General features: G+C 70.3%; 16 protein-coding genes and 2 pseudogenes. 16 read left to right on the top strand and 2 right to left on the bottom strand.

The window, feature by feature from the left end; translation table 11 throughout:
• The first annotated feature begins 41 nt into the window (after positions 1-41).
• The gene (locus GA0070561_RS05110; protein WP_091395632.1) at positions 42-1613 is read left to right on the top strand and encodes an MFS transporter; all 1572 of its coding nucleotides are present in this window, start codon (positions 42-44) and stop codon (positions 1611-1613) included.
• Positions 1565-2416, top strand: a complete 852-nt coding sequence (locus tag GA0070561_RS05105) for a menaquinone biosynthetic enzyme MqnA/MqnD family protein (protein WP_091395629.1) — start codon at positions 1565-1567, stop codon at positions 2414-2416. The genes GA0070561_RS05110 and GA0070561_RS05105 overlap by 49 nt, the downstream gene beginning before the upstream one ends.
• A gap of 109 nt (positions 2417-2525) precedes the next feature.
• Here the strand turns inward: GA0070561_RS05105 and GA0070561_RS05100 are convergent, their stop codons facing one another.
• On the bottom strand, positions 2526-3488 hold the full coding sequence (locus tag GA0070561_RS05100; RefSeq protein ID WP_091395625.1) for a serine hydrolase: 963 nt from the start codon (positions 3486-3488) through the stop codon (positions 2526-2528).
• A complete protein-coding gene (locus GA0070561_RS05095; protein ID WP_091395622.1) occupies positions 3488-4477 on the bottom strand; it encodes a serine hydrolase in 990 nt (329 codons plus the stop codon). The genes GA0070561_RS05100 and GA0070561_RS05095 overlap by 1 nt, the downstream gene beginning before the upstream one ends.
• A gap of 371 nt (positions 4478-4848) precedes the next feature.
• Here GA0070561_RS05095 and paaA point away from each other — a divergent pair, with 371 nt between their 5' ends.
• From paaA to GA0070561_RS05025, 14 genes and pseudogenes are all read left to right on the top strand, one after another.
• The gene (paaA, locus tag GA0070561_RS05090; protein ID WP_091395619.1) at positions 4849-5925 is read left to right on the top strand and encodes a 1,2-phenylacetyl-CoA epoxidase subunit PaaA; all 1077 of its coding nucleotides are present in this window, start codon (positions 4849-4851) and stop codon (positions 5923-5925) included.
• Positions 5922-6206, top strand: coding sequence for a 1,2-phenylacetyl-CoA epoxidase subunit PaaB (paaB, locus tag GA0070561_RS05085; RefSeq protein WP_091395615.1), 285 nt, complete (start codon positions 5922-5924; stop codon positions 6204-6206). Before paaA ends, paaB begins: the two co-directional genes overlap by 4 nt.
• Before the next feature lie 124 nt (positions 6207-6330).
• Positions 6331-7056 carry a 1,2-phenylacetyl-CoA epoxidase subunit PaaC gene (gene paaC / locus GA0070561_RS05080; RefSeq protein ID WP_091395612.1) on the top strand — a complete coding sequence of 242 codons (726 nt, stop codon included), beginning with the start codon at positions 6331-6333 and terminating at the stop codon, positions 7054-7056.
• A 23-nt stretch (positions 7057-7079) separates the two neighbouring features.
• Complete coding sequence (gene paaD, locus GA0070561_RS05075; RefSeq protein WP_091397402.1) at positions 7080-7574, top strand: 1,2-phenylacetyl-CoA epoxidase subunit PaaD; 495 nt, start codon at positions 7080-7082, stop codon at positions 7572-7574.
• The gene (gene paaE, locus GA0070561_RS05070; protein WP_091395609.1) at positions 7571-8680 is read left to right on the top strand and encodes a 1,2-phenylacetyl-CoA epoxidase subunit PaaE; all 1110 of its coding nucleotides are present in this window, start codon (positions 7571-7573) and stop codon (positions 8678-8680) included. The genes paaD and paaE overlap by 4 nt, the downstream gene beginning before the upstream one ends.
• A gap of 163 nt (positions 8681-8843) precedes the next feature.
• Positions 8844-8963: pseudogene (locus GA0070561_RS32935) on the top strand (IS5/IS1182 family transposase); the annotation flags it as partial.
• A gap of 199 nt (positions 8964-9162) precedes the next feature.
• Positions 9163-9735 carry an RNA polymerase sigma factor gene (locus GA0070561_RS05065; protein WP_091395605.1) on the top strand — a complete coding sequence of 191 codons (573 nt, stop codon included), beginning with the start codon at positions 9163-9165 and terminating at the stop codon, positions 9733-9735.
• The gene (locus GA0070561_RS05060; RefSeq protein WP_141710315.1) at positions 9732-10877 is read left to right on the top strand and encodes a hypothetical protein; all 1146 of its coding nucleotides are present in this window, start codon (positions 9732-9734) and stop codon (positions 10875-10877) included. Before GA0070561_RS05065 ends, GA0070561_RS05060 begins: the two co-directional genes overlap by 4 nt.
• Positions 10878-11233: 356 nt before the next feature.
• The gene (gene mqnC / locus GA0070561_RS05055) at positions 11234-12424 is read left to right on the top strand and encodes a cyclic dehypoxanthinyl futalosine synthase (protein ID WP_091395598.1); all 1191 of its coding nucleotides are present in this window, start codon (positions 11234-11236) and stop codon (positions 12422-12424) included.
• Between the two features lie 240 nt (positions 12425-12664).
• Positions 12665-13900, top strand: coding sequence for a COG1361 family protein (locus GA0070561_RS05050; RefSeq protein ID WP_141710314.1), 1236 nt, complete (start codon positions 12665-12667; stop codon positions 13898-13900).
• Positions 13901-14101: 201 nt separating this feature from the next.
• Positions 14102-15151: pseudogene (locus GA0070561_RS34060) on the top strand (cell wall anchor protein); the annotation flags it as partial.
• An 804-nt stretch (positions 15152-15955) separates the two neighbouring features.
• The gene (locus GA0070561_RS05035) at positions 15956-16666 is read left to right on the top strand and encodes a demethylmenaquinone methyltransferase (RefSeq protein WP_091395591.1); all 711 of its coding nucleotides are present in this window, start codon (positions 15956-15958) and stop codon (positions 16664-16666) included.
• Between the two features lie 87 nt (positions 16667-16753).
• Positions 16754-16978: a hypothetical protein gene (locus tag GA0070561_RS05030; RefSeq protein ID WP_091395588.1), complete on the top strand. Its 225-nt coding sequence runs from the start codon at positions 16754-16756 to the stop codon at positions 16976-16978.
• Between the two features lie 139 nt (positions 16979-17117).
• Positions 17118-18395 (top strand): geranylgeranyl reductase family protein, encoded by a 1278-nt coding sequence (locus GA0070561_RS05025; protein WP_091395584.1) that lies wholly within the window; start codon positions 17118-17120, stop codon positions 18393-18395.
• The last annotated feature ends 60 nt before the right edge of the window (positions 18396-18455 follow it).

Here is an 18455-nt window from a genome sequence, read left to right as displayed (position 1 = left end):
CAGGCTTGCATGAATCAGTTGTGAAGGATTATTTTCGAAGCATGTCCTTCACAACTGACGAGTCGCGCTGGTCGGACGTCTGGATCGCCGCCGCCGCTCGAGGCACCACGATCTGCGGCGACTTCCTCGCCGCGACCGCGCTGGCGCTGGCGCTGCAGGGTGCCGGTGCCGGCGGGCTGGCCGTGTCGGGGTTGCTGCTGGCCGCCACCCTGCCCCTGGTGGTACTCGCCCCACTCGCGGGCCGACTCGCCGACCGGACGGACAGCCGTACCCTGCTGGTGACCATCGGGTTCGGGCAGGCCGCAATCTGCGCGCTCCTCGCCGTCGTCGAGCAACCGGTCCTGGTGGTGGGGCTCGTCGCCCTGCTGGCGTGCGGGCTCGCGGTGACCCAACCCTGCCTGGCCGCGCTGCTGCCGGCCATGGTCCGCCCGGCCGACCTACCACGAGCCAGCGCGATCAGTCAGACGGCCGTCTCGCTCGGTGCGCTCGGCGGCCCGGTGCTGGCCGGCCTGCTGGTGGGGCAGTTCGGCACCCGCGTACCGCTGCTTCTCGATGCCGTGACCTACCTGGCGCTCGTGGTCGCGGGCCTGTTGCTGCGGACCCGACGCGGCGGCCGGCGGCCCGCCACCGCCAGCCCGGCCACCGCCAGCAAGGCCACCGCCAGCCCGGCCACCTCCAGCGGGACCACCGTCAGCCAGGTCGCCGTGAGCAGCGAGGCCACCGCCAGCAAGGCCACCGCGAGCAGCGAGGCCGCCGTGAGCAGCGAGGCCGCCGTGAGCAGCGAGGCCACCGCCAGCCCGGCCGCCGTGAGCAGCGAGGCCACCGCCAGCCCGGCCGCCGTGAGCAGCGAGGCCACCGCCGGCCGGGCCGTCTCGGGCGGCGTGGCAACCCCCGGGGGTACGGAGATCGGCTGGCGGCTGCGCCGCGATCCGTTGATGCTCGTCATGGTGGTGAGCACCGCCGTGGTGATCGCGGCGATCGGCGGCATCAACGTGATCGAGGTTTTCTTCATTCGGGAGACGTTGGAGGGCTCGGCGACCACGTACGGCCTGGTCAGTGCCGCATGGATGGCCGGCATGCTGCCGGGGACCTGGCTCGCCGTACGACTTGCCAGGCGGCTCGACGACGACGCCGGGTTGGTACGCGGGGTGCTGGCCACTCTGGCCGTGTGCAGCCTGATGGTGTTGCTCGCGGCGACGGTGCCAGCGGCAGGTGTGTTGGTGCCGCTCTGGCTGGTGGGTGGTGCGGCCAACGGTGGCGAGAACGTCTTCGCCAACCTGCTCACCGCTCGGCGGGTACCGGAGGCGGTGCGCGCCCGGGCGTACGCCAGCTACGGCGCGGCGGTGCAGGGTGGCTCGATGGCGGGCTTCCTGATCGGCGGGGCGTTGCTCGCGGTCGTTCCGCCTCGGCCGCTGATCGCCGGTGCCGGTGTGGTCGGGCTGCTGGTGGTGCTGGTCTTCGTACCGTTCGTGGCCGGGGCGGCACGACGGTCGTCAAGTGCGGGCTTGACCACTCCGGGCCGGCCCGCCGAGCCGGAGCCAGCCGCCGGGGATACGGTCGGGCCATGGCTGAGCGCATCGCACGCCCGCGGGTCGGGCACATCCAGTTCCTGAACTGCCTGCCGATCTACTGGGGTCTGATGCGCTCCGGTGCCCTGCTCGACGTCGACCTGCACAAGGACTCGCCGGACCGGTTGAGCGCGGCGCTGGTCGCCGGCGACCTCGACATCGGCCCGATCACGCTGTTGGAGTATCTGAAGCACGCCGACGAGCTGCTGCTCCTGCCGGACCTGGCGGTGGGCAGCGACGGACCGGTGCTCTCGGTCAACATGGTCTCCACCCGACCCCTCGGCGAGTTGGACGGCGCCCGGGTGGCGCTCGGCTCGACCTCGCGGACCGGGGTCATGCTGGCTCAGCTGCTGCTCGCCGAGCAGTACAACGTGCGGCCCGAGTACTTCCGCTGCCCGCCGGACCTGACCCAGATGCTGCTGGAGGCCGACGCCGCCGTGCTGATCGGGGACGTGGCGCTGCGGGCGTACTACGAGGCACCGCAGAAGGGTCTGACGGTCACCGACCTCGGGCAGGCGTGGCGCGAGTGGACCGGCCTGCCGATGGTCTTCGCCGTCTGGGCGGTCCGCCGTGACTTCGCCGCCGCCCACCCGGGCCTGGTGAAGGAGGTGCACGAGGCCTTCCTGCGCTCGCGGGATCTCTGCCTGGCGGAGTTGGACCAGGTCGCCGAGGCGGCTGCCCGCTGGGAGACCTTCGACGCGGAGACGCTGGCCACGTACTTCCGGACTCTCGACTTCTCCCTTGGCGACCGGCAGGTCGCCGGGCTGCGCGAGTGGGCTCGACGGGCCGCGGCCATCGGCGAGGCCCCGGCGCTGCCGGACGACGGCCCGGAGTTCTTCGCCGGCTGACCGCCGACGCCGGGCCCGTCAGCGTGCCGGGCCCGTCAGCCCGCCGGGCCGGCACAATCCAGGCCCGCCAGAACCTCGGGCCAGAGCGGCCGGCGTCAGCCTGAGGGGCTCAGGTGCCGGGGCGGAGCAGTGCCTCGGTGATCTTCTCGCAGTTCTTCATGCCGTAGTCATAACCCATGTTGATCGGGTACTTCACCATCACGCCCATCGTCCAGGTGTCACCGATGGCCAGGCAGTTGATGTGCATCTCCTGCTCCTTGGTCCGGTCGATCCACCCGTTCTTGATGGCGATCTTCTTCTGCTCGGCCGCCGGGAAGGCCTTGCGGATACCGAAGTCGCCGGCACCGCGAACCAGCTTCATCTCGTTGAGCAGCCACTTGGTCCACTTCGGTCCGGCGGCGGTGCCGGTGACGATGCAGTTGCCCATCCGGGCGGTGTCCCGGGGGGAGAGCGCCGTCCGGCTCCAGCCGCGGTCGGGGGCGACGCTGCTGTCGGTCAGCTTGCACATGGAGATGAGCCGCTTGATCGAGGCGTCCCGGTCGACCTGGTTGTAGAACTGTTCGGCCCGGGTGTTGTCGCTGTCCCGGATGATCCTCGTCGCGTCGGCGAGCTTCGCGTCGCTCGGGGTCTGGCCGGCGTCAGCCGCGCGACGCAGGTAGTCGGCGACGATCCAGGCCTTGATCATCGAGGCGGTCGTGCTGGTCTCGCCCATGTTCTTCGAACCGATGATCTTTCCGGTTCGGCGGTCGAGGACGCTCCAGGAGTACCAGCCCTCGATGTCCAGATCGAGGTTCTTCGCCACGAAGGGCAGCGGCTCCAGCGACGGGCTGGGGCTCGGTGACGGCGAGGAGGGCTGGCGGGCGCTGCGGTCGGTGCCGGCGCCGGTGGGGCGGTCGCTGGTGCCGGAGCCCGCGTCGCCCCACTTGGCCGCGGCGGACGACTCGAACGGCGACCCGGGCAGCAGCCGCAGTGACACCAGGACCAGCCCGATCAGGATGACCGCGACGGCGATCAGGCGAATCGGGGAGGCCTCGCCGCCGTTGCGGCGGTCGACTCGACGGTTGCCGGCCATCAGAGCTTTCCGACCGGCTGCTGCGGCACCTTGAGGGCGGCGCCCGGCTGCGGGGTGACCAGTTGGGTGGCCACACTGGCGCAGACCTTCGCGCCGTAGTCCAGACCGCTCCTGATCGGGTAGCGCAGCATCACTGCGAGGCTCCACTTGCTGGTGACGGCGAGGCAGTTGACGTGCCAGTTGCCGTCGCCGTAGATGGGGGTCCAGCCGTTCTTGATGCTGACCGGCCCCTGAGCGGTGATCGATTTCGGCAGACCGTCGATGATCCCCCAACGGCCACCACCGGACGAGACCCGCTGGTCCTTGGCCGCGGTGGTGCCCTTGACCTTGCTCATCTGGTCCAGCACCCACTTGGTCCACTTCGGGCCGGCGGCCTTACCGTCGGCGATACAGTCGCCGACCCGGGCCGCGTCTCGGGGGGACATCCGGGTGAAGCTCCAAAAGCCGGTGTACGGCTTGACGTTGCCGCGCTTGGTGTCGGTCAGCCCGCAGATCTTGATCGCGCGCTGGATCACCGCGTCGGGGACGCTGCTCGACGAGGGCTTGTAGGAGCCACCCGCAGCGGCGTGGATCTTGTTGGCCGCTCCGTCGTTGCTGTCGACGATGGCGAGTCGCGCCATCTCCTTCATCGCTGCGGGGGGCTCCTTGTCGCCGAGCTGTCGCAGGTAGTCGGAGACGATCCACGCCTTGATCATCGATTCGGTGGAGCTGGTCGCTGTCATGTTCGGTGACCCGGAGATCTTGCCCGTCTTCCGGTCCAGCAGAGCCCACGAGAAGAACTCACCCTTGAAGCTCACCGACACCGGGCCGGCGGCCAGGGTGGGCGGCGGCGGTGGGGTGGGCGCGGGCGCGGCGACGCTCGACGTACCGCCTCCGCCGCCTCCGCCGCTGTCGTCGCTGGCGAGTCGGGCGTACGCGGTGGGGACCAGTAGGACGCCGCCGAGCACGACCGCCGTGATGGCGAGCACCAGGGTCACGCGAGATCGCATGAGTGGGTGAACTCCAGGTGTCAGGGCCGGGGGGACCGGCTTGTCGTCGGGACGGATCGGGTGCGATCGCCGAGGCCGGGGGAGGTGGCCTCTGTGGAGATGTCGATGTCGGCAGCCGATCGGTTGTCCGGCAGAAGTCTACGTCCGGACCGGCAGACCGCCAGGGTTCGACACTAGGCAACCTGCGATAAAGGCGGGATATGGGGCCGGTATGAGGTTTTTGCAGGCATTCACCTTTGTTTCGTGGCCTAGGTCACGGCGAGATGACGGTGTCCAAGTAACGCAAAGCACTCATCCGCTCACAGATGGGATGCGCGGATTCCTGTTACACCCCCTGGTGCAACGTGGCGCAAGCTGTAACACTTAGCCTCATGTATGGCAACGACTTCTCCGCCCCGGACGGCGCCACCGACGAGGCGCCCGGCGGCCTGCTGGGCGAGGTCGAGGCCGCCGAGGCCGAGCTGCGGGCGGCGGCGGCGCGCGGGCGGCGTGGCGGGCCCGCGCCGGACGAGGACCTGGCGGCGTACTTCGCCGAGGTCGTCGACGCCGAGCAGAAGATCGAGCCCCGCGACTGGATGCCCGACGCGTACCGGCGGACGCTGATCCGGCAGATCGCCCAGCACGCCCACTCCGAGATCATCGGCATGCAGCCGGAGGGCAACTGGATCAGTCGGGCGCCGTCGCTCAAGCGCAAGGCGATCCTGCTGGCCAAGGTGCAGGACGAGGCGGGTCACGGCCTCTACCTCTACGCCGCCGCCGAGACCCTCGGCATCAGCCGCGACGAGCTGGTCCAACTGCTGCTCGAAGGCCGCCAGAAGTACAGCTCGATCTTCAACTACCCCACCCTGAGCTGGGCCGACATGGGCGCCATCGGGTGGTTGGTGGACGGCGCGGCGATCGTCAACCAGGTCCCGCTCTGCCGCTGCTCGTACGGCCCGTACGCCCGCGCGATGATCCGGGTCTGCAAGGAGGAGTCGTTCCACCAGCGGCAGGGCTACGAGATCCTGCACACCCTGGCGCACGGCACCCCCGCGCAGCAGGCGATGGCCCAGGACGCGGTGGACCGTTGGTGGTACCCGTCGCTGGCCATGTTCGGTCCGCCGGACGGCGACTCCACGCACTCCGCCCAGTCGATGGCCTGGAAGATCAAGCGCTTCTCGAACGACGATCTGCGCCAACGCTTCGTCGACATGTGCGTTCAGCAGGCCGAGATCCTCGGGCTGCGCATCCCCGACGCGGACCTGCGCTGGAACGACGAGCGGCAGGCGTACGACTACACCCAGCCGGACTATGACGAGCTGATGCAGGTGATCTCGGGCAATGGGCCGTGCAACCGGGAGCGGATGGCCCACCGCCGGGCCGCGCACGCCGACGGCACCTGGGTACGCGAGGCCGCCGCGGCATACGCCGCGAAGCGGGCGGGACAGAAGGAGACGGTCGCAGCATGACGCAACACACCCCGCTCTGGGAGGTCTTCGTGCGGGCCCGCCGCGGGCTGTCGCACACGCACGTCGGCAGCCTGCACGCCCCCGACGCGGAGCTTGCCCTGCGCAACGCCCGCGACCTCTACACCCGTCGCCAGGAGGGCGTGTCGATCTGGGTGGTGCCGGCCGGTGCGATCACCGCGTCCAGCCCGGACGAGAAGGATGCCTTCTTCGACCCGGCCGCCGACAAGGTCTACCGCCATCCCACCTTCTACGAGGTGCCGGACGGGGTGGCCCACCTGTGAGCGAGCGGAGCGAGCGAACCAGCCAGCTCACCAGCGGGGCGCTTCGCGCCGCCGCCGAGCGAAGCGAAGTGGTTGCGCGGAGCGAGCGGAGCGAACGAACCAGCCAGCGCAGCGAGGTGACGCCGTGAACGGACCCTTCGACTTCACCCTCGCCCTCGCTGACGACGCGTTGATCGCGGCCCAGCGGCTGGCCGAGTGGACCACCCGCGCGCCGGAGATGGAAGAGGACATCGCGCTGGCCAACATCGCCCTCGACCAGCTCGGCGCGGCACGCCTGCTGCTGTCGTACGCGGGCGAGCTGGAGGGCGCCGGCCGTGACGAGGACGCGCTGGCGTACCTGCGTGACGACCGCGAGTTCCGCAACGCGCTACTGGTCGAGCTGCCCAACGACGACTTCGCGGTGACGATGGCGAAGCTGTTCTTCCTGGCGGCGTACCAACTGCCGTTGTACACGGCGTTGGCCGGCTGCGCGGACGAGCGGTTGGCCGCGATCGGCGCGAAGGCGCGCAAGGAGTCGACGTACCACCTGGACCATGGCGCGCTGTGGGTGAAGCGGCTCGGTGACGGCACCGAGGAGTCGCATCGTCGGATGCAGGCGGCCGTCGACCAGGTGTGGCCGTACACCCACGAGTTGTTCGCCGCGGACCCGGCGGCGCCGGTCGACCCGGCCACAGTGCGGCCGGCGTTCGACGAGGTCGTCGGCCCGGTGCTGGCCGAGGCGACGCTCACCCAGCCGGACAGTGCCTGGGCCCCGGCCGGTGGGCGGGCCGGTGTGCACACCGAGCACCTGGCCTACCTGCTCGCCGAGATGCAGGTGCTGCACCGCGCCCACCCCGGAGCGAAGTGGTGAGCGCGAGGAGCGCGAGCCCCACGATCGCGAACGGCACCGGCGGGGCGAGCGCACGGGAGGCCGCCGCGAGCGTCGTGGACCCGGAGATCCGGGTCATCACCATCGACGAGCTGGGCATCCTGCGGGCGGTCGAGGAGGATCCGGCCAGTGGCCGGGTCACCGTCACCATCACCCCGACCTACACCGGCTGCCCGGCGATGGATGTGATCCGGGCGGACATCCGCCGCGCGCTCACCGCTGCCGGCCACCCGGACGCGGAGGTCCGGACCGTCTACAGCCCACCGTGGAGCACCGACTGGATCTCCGAGGGTGGGCGGGCCAAGCTCGCCGCCGCCGGGATCGCCCCGCCGGCCCCGGTGCGCACCGCCGGCGTCGTGTCGCTGACGCTCGCGGTCCGCTGCCCGCAGTGCGGTTCGCCGGAGACCGAGCAGGTCAGCCGGTTCGGTTCCACCGCGTGCAAGGCGCTGTGGCGGTGCCGTTCCTGCTCCGAACCCTTCGACCACCTGAAGGCACTGTGACTGTCACCATCACCCGCCCGGTTCGCCGCCGGCCGGTCTTCCACCCGTTGTCCGTCGCCGCCGTCGACCGGCTCACCGACGACTCAGTGGCGGTGACCTTCGCCGTACCCGAGGACCTGCGGGAGACTTTCGCGTTCCGCGCCGGCCAGCACCTCACCGTGCGGCGAGCTGCGGAGGACGGCACGGACGTGCGCCGGTCGTACTCGATCTGCTCCACTCCCGACGACCTGGCCCGGCACGGCCGGTTGCGGATCGGGGTGCGGGAGATCCCCGGCGGCGCCTTCTCGGCGTTCGCCTGCGGGGCGCTGCGCGGCGGCGACACCGTCGAGGTGCTGCCGCCGCTGGGCACCTTCACCACGGCGTTCGCGCCGGATCGCGCGCGGCACTACGGCGCGGTCGTCGCCGGCTCCGGGATCACCCCGGTGCTCGGGCTGGTCGCGACCGCCCTGGCCGTCGAGCCGGCCAGCACCTTCACCCTGGTGTACGGCAACCGCACGGCGAACACGGTGATGTTCGCCGAGGAGTTGGCCGACCTGAAGGACCGTTACCCCACCCGGCTGCACCTGGTGCACGTCCTCTCCCGGGAACAGGGCGAGTCGCCGCTGCTCTCCGGTCGGATCGACGCCGAGCGGCTCGGCCGGTTGCTGGGCACCATCGTGCCGGGCGACCTGATCGAGGAGTGGTTCCTCTGCGGCCCGTACGGCATGGTGGTCGACGTCCGGGACGTGCTGACCGCACGCGGGCTGCCCGAGTCGGCGGTGCACACCGAGCTGTTCCACGTCGACACGCCGCCGGAGCCGGTGCGCCGACCCGTCGACCAGGCGGGCGCCGGGGCCGAGGTGACCATCGTGCTGGACGGCCGGTCGTCGAGCTTCACCATGGGTCGCGAGGAACGGGTGCTGGACGCCGCGCTGAAGGTCCGGGGCGAGCTGCCGTACGCCTGCAAGGGTGGTGTCTGCTCGACCTGCAAGGCGAAGGTCGTCGACGGCGCGGTCACGATGGCCCGGAACTACGCGCTGGAGCCCGACGAACTGGCCGCCGGCTACGTGCTGACCTGCCAGTCCAGCCCCACCACCGACAGGCTCACCGTCGACTACGACGCCTGACCCACTCAGACCCCGTCCAGGAGCTTCGTCCGGAGCGCCTGAGGTGGCTGATCGCTCCGGACGCGGATCCACTGCGCCCAACCGTTGAGCCTTTTCCAACCTGATCTTGCAGGTCAGCGGCTGAACCCGGGCCGCCAGGCCCTGCTCGCCCTGGCCCACCTGCGTCCAGGTCATCGCCGACACCGCCGGGCGTCTCGTCTGGGCTTCGGCCGCGCTGCCCGGCGCGGCCCACGACCTGAACGCCGTCCCCGCCGCTGCGCTGCCAAGGCATTTGACCAGTTCCCGAGCGGTTCGGAGCACCCAGGGCAGTCCTTTCGGGCGTCAAAGCGACGCGGGGCGGGGCGACCTGAAAGCGACTTCGACGGCCAATCCGCGGAGCAGGTGCGGCGACGACACCGCTCGCCCTCGGACCTCGGCGCCTGAACACTTTCCCGCCTGATCGGCAATGACAGGTTGAAGCGCCGACTTTGCCGAGGAGGGCCATGGCTTCGGATGCGGATTTGATAGGCCGGTCGCTGGATGGCGATGTCGACGCCTTCGTGGAGGTGGTCGAGCGTCATGAGGCCGCTGTCGGTTCGTACCTCGTTCGCCGGGCGGGGCGGGATGCGGCTGAGGACCTCCTGGGCGAGGTTTGGGTTGCGGCGTTCGAGTCGCGGCGGTTGTACGACCGGTCGTACAACGATGCGCGGCCGTGGCTGTACGGGGTGGCATTGAATCGCTTGCGGCGCTACTGGCGGTCCCGGCCGGCCGAGGACCTGGTCGCGGACGTACCGGACGTGGCTACTGGATGGGATCCGTGGTCGGCGGTGGACCTCGGCGTGGACGCCCGGGCGGTGCTCCGGTCGGCCCTGACGCGGCTCAAACCCGAAGAGCGGGAGGTCCTGAGGCTCGTCGCCTGGGAGGACCTGACCGCAGCCGACGCCGCGCGGGCACTCGGCATACCGGCCGGCACCGCGCGGCGGCTGCTGAGCCAGGCCAGGACGGCATTGCGCGACGCGCCGGGAGTATCCGCGCTTCTGAAGGACCGCAACAGCGCGAAGGAGAGACACCGATGACAGACGAGCTCGATCTGGTCGGTGCGTTGGGCAGCGCAGAACCACTGCGCCCGGAGGCGTATCAGCGGGCGCGGGCGGTGCTGCGGGCGGCTATGGCCGACCCCGGAACCGTGCGGCTGCAGGGCGCGATATCAGCGGAGGGCACGACTATGGAGGCGACTTCAACCATGGAAACGACGACAACCACGCGGGACCACGAATCCAGCCCGGCGATTCAGCGCCGCCGCCGGATCGGTATCGCGGGCCGACTGGGCATCGGCGCCGGGGTGGGGGTTGCCGCCGCGGCGGCAGTCGTCGCTGTGGTGCTCAACTCGCCGGCGACCGGGGGCTTGGAGGCCGGCAAGGATTCGTCGGCCGCCACCTCGGCTTCGACCACCGTCGACGGGTCCGCCGAGCGCGCACCGCTGATGACCCTGGCCGGGTCCATCACGACGGTCACCCCGTCGGCGGGCGACGCGTGGCTGGTGAAGGCGACGCAGGTCCACGGCACCAAGACCATGCAGGTCGTCTACACACTGTACACCGACGGTCACGCGATCTATACGGGCAACAGCGTGCAGGACATCAAGCGTGCGATCGCCCGTCATCAGGACCAGATGACGGACGGCGGCTACGCTCCGCTCCTCAAGGCAGCCGTCGCCGCGGCGGACATCAGCCCGGCCGACGGCCGGACCCAGATGCTCAAGGCGGCCAAGGATCCGCTGGTGGGCCTCGACCCCGCAGCGCAGAAGGCGGTGTGGGACAAGCAGCAGGCGGCGGCCCAGGTGATTATCAAGCAGAAGGGCGGCAACGCCGAGCCGAAGCCGTACAGCCCCCAGGCCGTTCAGCGGCACTTCGACAACGCCCTGTGGACGTTCAGCACCCAAGCGCTGTCCGCTGGCGACGGCAACACGCAGGTCCGGGCTGGTGTGTTGCGTCTGCTGTCCACCATCTCCGCGGTCAGCGTCAAGAACTCGACCACCCACGGCAAGGCCACGCTGACGATCACCGCTGGCCCCGAGGTGTTCGGCGGCGGGGTCAGCGAGGTGCTGACCATCGACGCCAAGACCGGCATGCTGGTCAAGGAGGTCTCCACCGTGCCGGGCCTCCCCCAGTCCTCCACGACGTACGAATCCTCCCGCGTGACGAAGGCCGACCTGTAGGCCGGGAACTCCCACCCGCCAGCATTCCGGCAGACGGGCGTAACGCGCCCGGCGTTCGGTAACGGTGCGGGCCGCCTCCAGGCGGCCCGCACCGTCTTCTGGTTGTCCGCACGGCCGAGGGGCGCCAATCTCGGCGCGGGAAGCGGGATCGCCCCGCCCGCGTCGATCTTGCAGTTTCGGTCGCCGAGATGCGCGGAACGCCCCCTATGCCGTCACAGCAAGTGCAAGATCGCGGAAAGGGCGCAGCTCGACCTCGTCGAGATCCCGGTACCAGCCCGATCAAGGATGTGCGGAGCGAATCACAGCCATGAGCACCCCTCCCGGTAGGGGCGCGTCGTCGGCGTAGGCTCGGGGGCGTGACGGTGAGCCGGGAGATCGACGACATCCTGCAGCGCGGCGCGGACGGCGGGCGGATCACGCCCGAGGAGGCGCTGCTGCTCTACACCGAGGCGCCCTTCCACGCGTTGGGCGAGGCGGCGGACGCGGTGCGTCGGCGGCGCTACCCGGACAACGTCGTCACCTACCTGATCGACCGCAACATCAACTACACGAACGTCTGCGTGACGGCGTGCAAGTTCTGCGCGTTCTACCGGGCGCCCAAGCACAAGGAAGGGTGGACCCACCCGACCGAGGAGATCCTGCGCCGGTGCGGCGAGGCGGTCGAGCTGGGCGCCACCCAGGTGATGCTCCAGGGCGGGCACCACCCGGACTACGGCGTGGAGTACTACGAGGAGCTGTTCTCCTCGGTCAAGCAGGCGTACCCGCAGCTGGTCATCCACTCGATCGGCCCCAGCGAGATCCTGCACATGGCCAAGGTCTCCGGGGTGAGCCTGGACGAGGCCATCGCCCGGATCAAGACCGCCGGCCTGGACTCGATCGCCGGCGCCGGCGCGGAGATGCTGCCCGAGCGACCCCGCAAGGCGATCGCCCCCCTCAAGGAGTCGGGCGAGCGTTGGCTGGAGGTCATGGAGCTGGCCCACCGGCAGGGCATCGAGTCGACCGCCACCATGATGATGGGCACCGGCGAGACACACGCCGAGCGGATCGAGCACCTGCGCATGATCCGTGACGTGCAGGACCGCACCCGCGGTTTCCGGTCCTTCATCCCGTGGACGTACCAGCCGGAGAACAACCACCTGAAGGGCCGCACCCAGGCGACCACCTTGGAATACCTGCGCCTGGTCGCGGTGGCCCGCCTCTTCTTCGAGACGGTGCCGCACCTGCAGGCGTCCTGGTTGACCACCGGCAAGGACGTCGGGCAGCTCTCGTTGCACATGGGCGTGGACGACCTCGGCTCGATCATGCTGGAGGAGAACGTCATCTCCTCCGCCGGTGCCCGGCACCGCTCCAACCTGCACGAGCTGATCGGCATGATCCGCTCCGCGGACCGGATCCCCGCGCAGCGCGACACCCTCTACAACCGGCTCGCCGTGCACCACACGCCGGCCGACGACCCGACCGACGAGCGGGTGGTGTCGCACTTCTCCTCGATCGCGCTGCCCGGCGGTGGCGCGGGGAAGTCCCTGCCGCTGGTGGACGCGCACTGACCGCTCGACTCCGCGATATCCGACGACCCGCCAGCTGAACGGTCACCCACGGGTGTCGATTCGGTGAATCTTGTGCCGGCGGCCGCTGTCGATCCGGTACAACAACCGCCATCAATCCGGACAATAATCTAGTCACTCGCGGCATCCCGGCCGGCTTCGCCCAGGTCGGGGCTGGCGGGAGTGATCGAGGCCCGCTAACGTCCCCGCCCGTACCTTTTCTCTAGCCTGCGGGGGCCTTCCATGATTTTTCGTAACCGGCCGTTGGCGCGGCTCGGCGCGGTCGCGCTGCTTGCTGGCGGCCTGTGCGTGATGGCTGCCGCGCCAGCCACTGCCGCACCCGACGGTGCCGACCTCTCGATCAAGGCCGTCGTCGGCACGAAGGTCGCCGAGGGACAGCAGGTCAAGACGGCGTTCGCCAAGGTCACCAACAGTGGCCCGGGCACGCCGAGCGCACTGGTGGTCAAGGCCGACACGTCGCAGATCGATTGGGACACGATGGCGGTCTTCCCGGCCGGCGGCGACTGTAGCGGCGAGGGCTCCAGCAAACCCGTGCTGTGGACCTGTGTCGTGGCGCCGGAGGACATCCCCGGGCCAGGGGAGACCGTTGAGCTGCCGATTGTGCTGATCAAGCGGACGGTGGCAGTCGACGAGCCGTACTCTGCGCCGATCACGGTGACCATCGAGTCGCCGAGCGACACCACACCGGGCAACAACTCGGCCACCGCTCGCATCGACATCAGCAACGAGAGCGGCGTCGACGTGGGCGTGATCGCGACCGACGTCAAGACCGCGCTCCGCCTGGTCGACGGCGTGATGACGGAACAGGCTCCGCTGTACGCGGGCGACAATGCCGTCTTCGTCGGCGAGATCGTCAACCAGGGCGACAGGATCGCCAAGGGTCTCGAGTTCACTGTGCAACTGCCGAAGGACGTCACCTTCACCGAGCAGTACGAGGCCTGCGAGTACTCCGCCGACAAGCGCACCGCGACCTGCACCGACAAGGAATTCCTGTTCGGCGAGGCCGTCGGAGCGCTGATCACCTTCCCGATCGCGGTGGCGGCGGGCGTGACGGCTCCGGCCGCGCTGCCGGACGGCTCGCTGGCCGCCAAGGCGCTCGGCGTGGCCCCGGTCGGTACCCCGGTGCCCGCAGCGGCCCGCCGGAGTGCGATCAAGAACGTCAAGGCGGTGGCGGCGGCTGAGCGTGTCACCGACGTGGACCCGTCGGACGACCGGGACGACTTTGCGGTCATCGTGGCCGCCAAGGCTGGCTCCGGCGGCGGCGACAACCCCGGCGACAACCCCGGCCAGGGTGGCCAGGGTGGCTCCGGCGGCGGCCTGCCCGTCACCGGTGTGCAGGCGGGTCTGATCGGCGGAATCGGTGCGGCGGTGCTGATCACCGGTGGTGTGATGGTGCTGGTCGCGCGTCGGCGTCGGGTGGTGCTGGTAACGCCGGGCGACGAGCGTACGGCCGGCTGAGGAGGTCCTCCATCGACCCATGAGGGTCGTTCATATAACGCACGGCAGTACGGGCGGGATGGGTGACCATCCCGCCCGTACTGTCTGCCCAGCTCGGACCGGACGGATGAAAACGGCTCCGCCTGCTGGCGGGGAAGATCAGCCTCCGATAGCGTCCGCTCGTTCCGCAACCATTCTTTCTTCCCTACCCCCGGGGGACTGATGACAGCGTTCCACCGATCGACGCTGGTGCGCGCCAGTGTCGTGGCGCTGCTCGCGGCCGGCGGCATCGCCGCCGTGGCCGCTCCGGTGCTGGCGGCCGAGGAGGCCGATCTGGCTCTGGTGCCACTCAGCTACAACCTGGCCAAGGGTGTCACCGAGGCCAAGAGCAAGCCGTTCAAGTTCTCGGTCGACAACACCCGGAGCAAGGAAGACGCCAAGGGTGTCAGTTACACTGTGGACACCAGCAAGCTGAAGACGAACAAGGTCCGGGTCGTGGTGCCCGACGGCTGCCGGGTGAACGGCAAGAAGTTCACCTGCCGTCTCGGCGACCTGGCGGCCGGCACCAGCGAGGACTTCGGTATCCCGATCTTCTCCACCGGTGGTAAGGGCGCAGCCGGCACCCTGGTGGTCACTCTCCGCTCGGCGACCGAGGACCCCAACGAGGAAGACAACAAGGTCGAGCACGACATCACCGTCACCGAGCCCGGGTACGACCTGACCAGTTGGGTGCAGGACGTCAACGCGAACGTCGTCGTGAACGGCGTCAACGGTGACGACCCCGACCTTCGGCCGGTGCGGCCTGGCGAGACGGTGCCGGTCGACTGGGCGGTCTACAACGACGGCAGCCGCAAGGCCACCGGCCTCGCCTACGTGCTCACCCTGCCGGCGGGCGTCACCTTCGACACCCTGCCGGACACGTGCACCACGCAGACCTTCGGCGTCGCTCAGGCGCTCTGCCAGGACGACGGTGCGGTGATCCGGCCCGGTGACTACTACACGGCGGACATCAAGGTGACCGTCGGCAAGGACGTCACCGAGCCGGTGCTGCGGGTCGGCGAGCTGGTGGCGCACGGCCTGGACGCAGCAGCCGGCAAGCCCGAGGAGCAGCCGCGGCGGGCGAGCACCGCCCAGCGGAAGGCCTTCACCGAGATCGACGAGGGTGACAACCAGGCGATCTTCGACGTCTTCGTCGACCTGGCCGTCGACCCGACGCCCACGCCGACGGCCACCCCGACCGAGTCGCCGACGCCGACGCCGACGGTCACTCCGACCGAGTCGCCGACGCCGACCCCGACGGTCACCCCGACCGAGTCGCCGACGCCGACGCCGACGGTCACTCCGACGGAGACGCCAACCCCGACGGAGACGCCTACGCCGACCCCGACGGTCACTCCGACGGAGACGCCTACGCCGACGGAGACGCCGACCCCGACGCCGACGGTCACTCCGACGGAGACGCCTACGCCGACGGAGACGCCGACCCCGACGATCACTCCGACGGAGACGCCCACGGTTACGCCGACCCCGACCACGACCGCAACGGAGACGCCGACGGTCACGCCGACCGCGACGGTCATCCCGACCGCGACGCCGACGGTCAACCCGACCGCGACGGTCACCCCGACCGCCACGGCCACTCCGACGCCGATCCCGAGCGGTACGACGACGCCGGGTACGACCGTCTCGCCGGGTACCGGTGGTGGTTCCGCCGGTGGTGGCCCGGGCGGTGGCGGCCTGCCGGTGACCGGTGTGCAGGTCGGCCTGATCGGTGGCATCGGCGTGATCATCCTGCTGGTCGGTGGGGCGCTGCTGGTGCTCACCCGTCGCCGCAAGGTGGTCCTGGTCTCGCCGACCGACGAGAAGTCGACCGACTGACACCGGTGCCCTGACCAGCGGCGCGCAGGCGAGGCGCGACCGTGACGGGTGCGATGGCGACAGGCGTTCTGACCGAGGTGTCATGACGCGGGCACGACGCGAGGGCGGGGTGGGCGACCACCCCGCCCCTTCGCGTACGGGGTGCGTGCGGCCCCACCCAGCGCACGTCGGTTGGCGGGCGGCTGGCAGAGTGAGGGGGTGAGCCGTACCCCGCAGGGCCAGCGCGCCAGTCTGGACAAGCAGCCGCACGAGGTCGCCGCGATGTTCGACGGCGTGGCAGAGCGTTACGACCTGACCAACACGGTGATCTCGCTGGGCCAGGATCGCTCCTGGCGCCGGTCCACCCGAGCGGCGCTCGGGCTGCGGCCGGGCGAGCGGGTGCTGGACGTGGGCGCGGGCACCGGTGTCTCGACGCGCGAGCTGGCCCAGTCCGGGGCGTACGCGGTCGGGGTCGACCTGTCACTCGGCATGCTGCACACCGGCAAGCGGGCCCGACCCGAGGTGCCGCTGCTGGCGGGAGACGCGCTGCGGCTGCCGTTCGCCGACGCCAGCTTCGACGCGGTGACCATCTCCTTTGCGCTTCGCAACGTCAACGACACCGACGCGGCGTTGCGTGAGCTGGCCCGGGTGACCCGGCCGGGCGGCCGGCTGGTGGTCTGCGAGTTCAGCACCCCGGTCAACCCGGTCTTCCGGACGGTCTACCTGTCGTACCTGATGCGGTCGCTGCCGGCGGTGGCCCGCACGGTGTCGAGCAACCCCGAGGCGTACGTCTATCTCGCCGAGTCGGTCCGGGCCTGGCCGGCGCAGTCCGCGCTGGCCGGCCGGGTGGCCGCGGCCGGGTGGGGGCGCGTGGCGTGGCGCAACCTGACCGGTGGCGTGGTGGCCCTGCACCGGGGGATCCGCGAGTAGCGAACGTTCCGCACCACCCGGTACGGACATTATTCAAGTTCCGTTAATGTCGGACTTTAGTCCACTTTGCCCCGTACGCTCGATCGCATGACCGGAGCAGACCCGGCGGACCCGGTGGCCGCCACCGACGACGACGCGGCCGAACTCATCTCCCAGTTGCGCGAGTTGGCCGGGGCCGACCCGGTGGAGGTCCGGCAGGTGGTCGCCGAGGTGTTGGCGGCACTGGACCGGGCAGCGGGTGGGGCGCTCCGCGAGCATTTACCGGAGACAATTCGGGTCGACGCGGGCCTCGACGCCTCCAGTCCGGCCTGACACCTGACCGCTGTGGACGGTGGTTAGCTGTCACATCGGCGAGTTAGGTACCCCTGATCCTGCGCTGGTATGACGCCGGTCATACACTCGTCCCGTCTGGCTTGTGAAGCATTTCACGAGCGTGCGGGAGGAGGCGCGAATGACCGCGGTGGAACACGACGCCGACGTCATTGTCGTGGGCGCCGGTCCCGGTGGGTCAGCGACTGCGTACCACCTGGCCCGGCACGGCGTACGGGTGCTGTTGTTGGAGAAGACCGAGTTCCCCCGGGAGAAGGTCTGCGGCGACGGGTTGACCCCGCGCGCGGTGCGCCAGCTCATCCGGATGGGTGTGGACACCTCGCCCGAGGCGGGCTGGCTGCACAACCGCGGCCTGCGGGTCATCGGCGGCGGGGTGCGCCTCGAACTGGACTGGCCGGAGCTGGCCAGCTTCCCCAACTACGGTCTGGTGCGCACGCGCCTGGACTTCGACGACCTGCTCGCCCAGCGGGCGGTGGCCGCCGGCGCGAAACTGCGGACCAGCGTCAACGTGCTGGGCCCGGTGCTCGACGGCGATGGCCGCGTCACCGGCGTCGAGGCGGAGGTCGGGCCGGGCAAGGAGCCCACCACCTTCCACGCGCCGCTGGTCGTCGCGGCCGACGGCGTCTCGGGCCGGTTCCCGCTTGCGCTCGGGCTGGCCAAGCGGGAGGACCGGCCGATCGGCGTGGCCGTCCGCCGCTACTACCGCTCGCCGGCCAAGCACGAGGACAACTACCTGGAGTCCTGGCTGGAGCTGCGCAGCAAGGACAGCGGCGACAACCTGCTGCCCGGGTACGGCTGGATCTTCGGCCTCGGTGACGGGCGGGTCAACGTCGGGCTCGGCGTGCTCAACTCGTCCTCGGCGTTCGGCAAGACCAACTACCGCCGGCTGCTCACCGACTGGCTCGCCAACACCCCGGAAGACTGGGGGATGACCGACGAGACCAACGCCGACGGCCCGATCCTCGGTGCCGCGCTGCCGATGGGCTTCAACAGGGTGCCGCACTACACCCGGGGCGTGCTGCTGGTCGGCGACTCGGGCGGCATGGTCAACCCGTTCAACGGCGAGGGCATCGCGTACGCGATGGAGTCCGGCGAACTGGCCGCGGAGGTCATGCTCCAGGCCCTCGCCCGGCCAGCGGGCCCGGAACGCGAGCGCGCGCTGCTGGCGTACCCGAACGAGCTGAAGGCCCGGCTCGGCGGCTACTACCGGCTGGGCGGGATCTTCGTGAAACTGATCGGCCGCCCCGAGATCATGCGGATCGCCACCAAACACGGCATGCCGCACCCGACGCTGATGCGTTTCGTGCTCAAGCTGTTGGCCAACCTGACCGACCCGCGCGGCGGGGACGCGATGGACCGGGTCATCAACGCGATGACGAAGGCCGCCCCAGCCGTATAAGTAGGACGGCATCGGCGCTGGTCACGGCGCCGATGCCGACAAAGATCGACCCCCGCCGAC

This window comes from Micromonospora saelicesensis (genome assembly GCF_900091575.1).
Taxonomy (GTDB): domain Bacteria; phylum Actinomycetota; class Actinomycetes; order Mycobacteriales; family Micromonosporaceae; genus Micromonospora; species Micromonospora saelicesensis.
Note: the sequence above shows the minus strand (reverse complement) of the source record. Positions and strands in the feature narration are given on the sequence as shown.